The following is a 3,969-nucleotide window of genomic DNA, read 5'->3' as shown; positions in this document are numbered from 1 at the left end:
AGGTCGGCGGCCGCCGCATCGAGCCCTTGCACGAACTCCAGCGCCGCGGGCAGCCGCCGCGCGGCCAGCAGCATGCCGGCGAGCACCAGTTCCTTCACCGCATTGGCGTTGGCGCCCGGCGTGTTGAACACCGGCACGCCGCGCTCGCTCAGCGCCGCGACGGGTATGTTGTTGACGCCGGCGCCGGCGCGGCCGATGGCGCGCACGCTGGCCGGGATGTCGCGGCCGTGCAGGTCGGTCGAGCGCAGCAGGATGGCGTCGGGCTCGGCGATGTCGGTGCCGGTTAGGTAACGCGCGGCGGGCAGCCGCGAGAGGCCGCTGGCCGACACCTGGTTGAGCACCAGGATCCGGAAGGGCGCGCCGGCTTCAGCCATGCTCCTTCTCGAACTCCTTCATGTAGGCCACCAGCGTCTGCACGCCCTCGATCGGCATCGCGTTGTAGATCGACGCGCGCATGCCGCCGACGACACGGTGGCCCTTGAGCTGCACCATGCCTCGCGCCTGAGCGCCCTTGAGGAAGGCGTCATCGAGCTTCGCGTCCTGCAGCTTGAAGGGCACGTTCATCAGCGAGCGGCAGTCGCGCGCCACCGGCGCGGAATAGAAGTCCTGGCTGTCGAGGTAGTCGTACAGCAGCGCCGCCTTGGCGCGGTTGTGCGCCTCCATCGCCGTCAGGCCGCCTTGCGCCTTGATCCACTTGAACACCAGGCCGGCGATGTAGATCGCATAGGTCGGCGGGGTGTTGAGCATCGAGTCGGCGGCGGCCTGCAGGCCGTAGTCGAAGGCCGAGGGCGTGACCGGCAGCGAGCGGCCGAGCAGGTCGTCGCGGATGATGACGATGGTCAGGCCGGCCGGTCCGATGTTCTTCTGCGCGCCGCCGTAGATCAGGCCGTACTTCGAGACGTCGAGCGGGCGCGACAGGATGTTGCTCGATGCGTCGGCCACCAGCGGCACGTCGCCGGTGTCGGGCGTGAAGTGGTACTCGACGCCGCCGATGGTCTCGTTGGCGCAGATGTGCACGTAGGCGGCGTTCGGGTCGAGCTTCCAGCTCGCGCGCGCCGGGATCGTCGTGTAGTTCGTGTCCTTGGCGCTGGCGGCGACGTTGACCTGGCAGTACTTGCCGGCTTCCTCGATCGACTTCTTCGACCACTCGCCGGTGTCGATGTAGTCGGCGCCGGTCCTGCCGCGCAGCAGGTTCATCGGGACGATGGCGTTCTCGGCGATCGCGCCGCCCTGCATGAAGAGAATCTTGTAGTTGGCGGGCACCGCGAGCAGCTCGCGAAGCAAAGTCATCGCCTCGGCGTGGATGGCGATGAACTCCTTGCCGCGGTGGCTCATCTCCATCACCGACATGCCCGAGCCCTGCCAGTCGAGCATCTCGGCGGCGGCCTGGCGCAGCACGGGTTCGGGCAAGGCGGCCGGGCCGGCGCTGAAATTGAACACGCGGGTCATGGAACGGGTCTCCGGGAGCGGGGGAAGGGAAGCGGGGACACAGCATAACCAGAATCGCGCGTGCCTTCGATGACGGCGGCCTCTGGCGCGGCGCCGGATTTGGTGCCAGCATCCGCCCACCCCGCTGTACCCCGCCACGAGCCCCCACTCCAAGGAGAAGAACCATGCTCAAGTCCGGCATCGACCAGGACGCCCTGATCCAGATGTTCGCCACCGCCAGCGCCGGCGCCACCGACCAGTTGCGCAAGGGCGTGACCCAGGCGACGCTGGGCGCACTGCAGGGCCGCGAGCTGAGCCTGAAGAACATCCGCTCGGTGCTGAAGACGGTGGCGCAGGCCGCCGCCACCGGCGCGGCGCAGAACAAGCTGCCCGGCGTGGACGTCGAGGACATGCTCGACAAGGCGGTGACCGGCATGGACGAGGCTCTGCTCAAGGCGGTAGATGCCAACCGTGTGGCGCTGCAGCAGTTCGTCAACCAGGGCGCCGACCTGCGCGAGAAGCACCTGAAGAAGGCGCTGACCGACCTGGAGGCGATGGAGGACAGCTTCATCGGCGCGCTGAAGAAGGCCGCCGAGGCCGCCGGCACGCAGGCCTCCGCCCAGTGGGCGCCGGTGCTGGAAAAGCTGCAGGCCGGCGGCACGCTGTCGGGCGCGAAGGCGGCGACCACCGCCGAGCAGTTCGTCAACCAGATGCAGACCGCCATGCGCGACAGCCGAGCCGCCAGCCTGAAGGCGGCGCAGACGCTGGCCGAGAGCTACGCGGCGCTGGTCAGCGGCGTGCTGATCGGCATGTCGGACGCGCTGACGCAGGGCGGCGCTGCGAAACCCAAGTCGAAGAAGTAGAGCGCCGCTCGGGTATCGTGCCGGAATGAGCGACGGCGCAGAGTTCAGCTTCTTCTGGCACGACTACGAGACCTTCGGCCGGACGCCGCGGCGCGACCGGCCTTCGCAGTTCGCCGGCGTGCGCACCGATGCCGATCTCAACGAGATCGACGCGCCGGTCGAGCTGTACTGCCAGCCGCCGCTGGACGCGCTGCCCGAGCCCGAAGCCTGCCTGCTGACCGGCATCACACCGCAGCACTGTGCCGAGCACGGCGTCGCCGAACACGCCTTCGCCGCCGCGATCGAGGCGCAGCTGGCCAGAGCCGGCACGGTGGGCGTCGGCTACAACTCGATCCGCTTCGACGACGAGGTCACGCGCTACCTGTTCTGGCGCAACCTGATCGACCCCTACGCGCGCGAGTGGCAGAACGGCTGCGGCCGCTGGGACCTGCTCGACGTGGTTCGTGCCACGAGAGCGCTGCGCCCGGAAGGCATCGAGTGGCCGAGCCACGAGGACGGCAAGGCCTCGTTCAAGCTCGAGCACCTGAGCGCGGCCAACGGCCTGGCGCATGAATCGGCGCACGACGCGCTGTCCGACGTTCGCGCGACCATCGCGGTGGCGCGCCTGATCAGGCAGCAGCAGCCGCGCCTGTGGGACTTCTGCCTGAAGCTGCGCCGCAAGGACGCGGTGCTCGCCGAGATCGGCGGGGCGCGCCCCTTCCTGCATGTCTCGGGCATGTATGGGCCGGAGCGCGGCTGCCTGGCGGTGGTGTGGCCGCTGGCGCCGCACCCGACCAACAAGAACGAGCTGATCGTCTGGGACCTGTCGGCCGATCCGGAGCAATTGCTCGCGCTCGATGCAGAGGCGATCCGCGAGCGGATGTTCACCCGCACGGAAGACCTGCCGGCGGGCGTGACACGGCTGCCGATCAAGACCATCCACCTGAACAAGTCGCCCGTGGTGGTCGGCAACCTGAAGGCGCTGAGCCCGGCGATGGCCGAGCGCTGGGGCATCGATGTGGCGCAGGCACTCGGCCGTGCCGATGCGGCAGCGAAGGCCGGCGCGGCGCTGGCCGGCCTGTGGAGCGAGGTGTTCACGCGCCCGAAGCCCACCCAGGCGATCGACGTCGACGAGGATCTCTACGGCGGCTTCGTCGGCCACACCGACCGCGGGCGCCTGCAGCGGCTGCGTGAGCTCACGCCAGAGCAACTGGCCGCCAAGCGGCTCGGTTTCGACGATGCGCGGCTGGAGGAGATCGTCTTCCGCTACCGCGCGCGCAACTTCCCCGACACGCTGACCGAGGCGGAACGCCAGCGCTGGGAGCAGCACCGCGTGGCGCGCCTGCACGAAGGCGAGGGCGGGGCGCTGACGGTGGAGGCCTTCTTCGAGCGCATCGATGCGCTCAACGAGGCCGCAGACGAGAACGGCCAGGAAATCCTGGCCGCTCTGTACGACTGGGCAGAGCAGATCGCGCCGGAACGCGGCTGACCTGAGGGCGCGCTAGCGTGCGGCCTGCAGAGCGCCGGCATGCCTGGGGCCGGAGGGGATCGAACGCAGGGTGAAGGGCTGGGGTGAATCGTTGAGGTAGTTGGCGTCGAGCACGGAGGACAGGCCGATCAGTGCCTGCAAGGTGGCGTTGGGCCAGAAGTTGGGGCTGGCGACGTTGTCGGCGCCGGAGAAGTTGGTGGCGGTGCTGGT

The 3,969-nt window shown here is 69.3% G+C and carries 4 protein-coding genes and 1 pseudogene; 2 read left to right on the top strand and 3 right to left on the bottom strand.

Going from position 1 to position 3,969, the window contains the following annotated elements; all coding sequences use genetic code 11:
• Both AAG801_RS40875 and serC read right to left on the bottom strand, forming a co-directional pair.
• Positions 1 to 374, bottom strand: a pseudogene (locus AAG801_RS40875) (3-phosphoglycerate dehydrogenase); the annotation flags it as partial.
• Positions 367 to 1,449, bottom strand: coding sequence for a 3-phosphoserine/phosphohydroxythreonine transaminase (gene serC, locus AAG801_RS40870; protein WP_341893589.1), 1,083 nt, complete (start codon positions 1,447 to 1,449; stop codon positions 367 to 369). The gene serC and the pseudogene AAG801_RS40875, both read right to left, overlap by 8 nt.
• A gap of 164 nt (positions 1,450 to 1,613) precedes the next feature.
• On the opposite strand from serC, the gene AAG801_RS40865 reads away from it, so the two are divergent.
• Positions 1,614 to 2,291 (top strand): DUF6781 family protein, encoded by a 678-nt coding sequence (locus AAG801_RS40865; RefSeq protein ID WP_341893588.1) that lies wholly within the window; start codon positions 1,614 to 1,616, stop codon positions 2,289 to 2,291.
• 25 nt (positions 2,292 to 2,316) lie between these two features.
• On the top strand, positions 2,317 to 3,759 hold the full coding sequence (sbcB, locus tag AAG801_RS40860; protein WP_341893587.1) for an exodeoxyribonuclease I: 1,443 nt from the start codon (positions 2,317 to 2,319) through the stop codon (positions 3,757 to 3,759).
• Between the two features lie 12 nt (positions 3,760 to 3,771).
• On the opposite strand, the gene AAG801_RS40855 is transcribed toward sbcB, so the two are convergent.
• A partial coding sequence (locus tag AAG801_RS40855; protein WP_341890857.1) for a hypothetical protein occupies positions 3,772 to 3,969 on the bottom strand: 198 nt, incomplete at its 5' end.

Source organism: Variovorax sp. YR752 (assembly GCF_943372545.1).
This window is presented reverse-complemented; position numbering and strand designations above follow the sequence as displayed.